This window comes from Vibrio sp. 378, from assembly GCF_033339435.1.
The window spans coordinates 1-755 of sequence record NZ_JAWOUO010000460.1; the positions used below are offsets into that span (position 1 = coordinate 1).

A 755-nucleotide genomic window follows, 5' to 3' on the forward strand; every position below is an offset into this window, starting at 1 on the left:
CGCCAATGCTTTGTAAAAGTTGGCGCGAAGATTGGTGTGGAAGGTTCTGTGTCTCACATGTTCGATCACCAAGCGGTATTCCAATTCAAAGGCGAAGACGATGAAGTGATTCTTGAAACGCTAATGATGGAAGACGTAGACGTAACTGACGTTGAACTAGAAGATGGTGTGATCACAGTATTTGCTCCTCACACTGAGTTCTTCAAAACGAAAACAGCGCTAAACGCAGCATTCCCTGATCTGACAATTGATGTGGAAGAAATCACTTTCGTTCCTCAAACTCAAACGCCAGTAGCGGGTGAAGACGCAGAGAAATTCCAGAAGTTCCTAGACCTTCTAGATGACTGCGACGACGTTCAGCAGGTATACCACAACGCTGAGCTATAATTTTTAGCTTTCGTTGTTGTAAAAAAGGCTTCCCGAGGGAAGCCTTTTTTGATCGTGCTAAATATTGCGAGTAGCGCTAAGTATTACGGTATTTGGAGTAACACAGGGACATGATTACGCCAAAGCAGATGCCCTGTGTCAGCATGGCTGTTCCGCCGTAACTAAAGAATGGAAGCGGGCTTCCCATCACTGGCAACAATCCACTCACCATTCCAGTATTAATAAAGGCGTAGAGGAAGAAGCTCATCGCCAAGGTGCCACTGACTAAGCGACTAAAAAAGTGCTCAGATTGGCAGGCTAGCAACATCACCCGTGCTGTAATAAATAGGTATAGCGTCAGCAATCCCACACAGCCAATGAACCCCCAT

The 755-nt window shown here is 45.8% G+C and carries 2 protein-coding genes; one reads left to right on the forward strand and one right to left on the reverse strand.

What is annotated here, in order from left to right:
- A partial coding sequence (locus R7Q48_RS26915) for a YebC/PmpR family DNA-binding transcriptional regulator (protein ID WP_318133303.1) occupies positions 1-387 on the forward strand: 387 nt, incomplete at its 5' end.
- A gap of 76 nt (positions 388-463) precedes the next feature.
- Here R7Q48_RS26915 and R7Q48_RS26920 read toward each other — a convergent pair.
- On the reverse strand, positions 464-755 hold a 292-nt coding region (locus tag R7Q48_RS26920), incomplete at its 5' end, for an FtsW/RodA/SpoVE family cell cycle protein (RefSeq protein ID WP_318133305.1).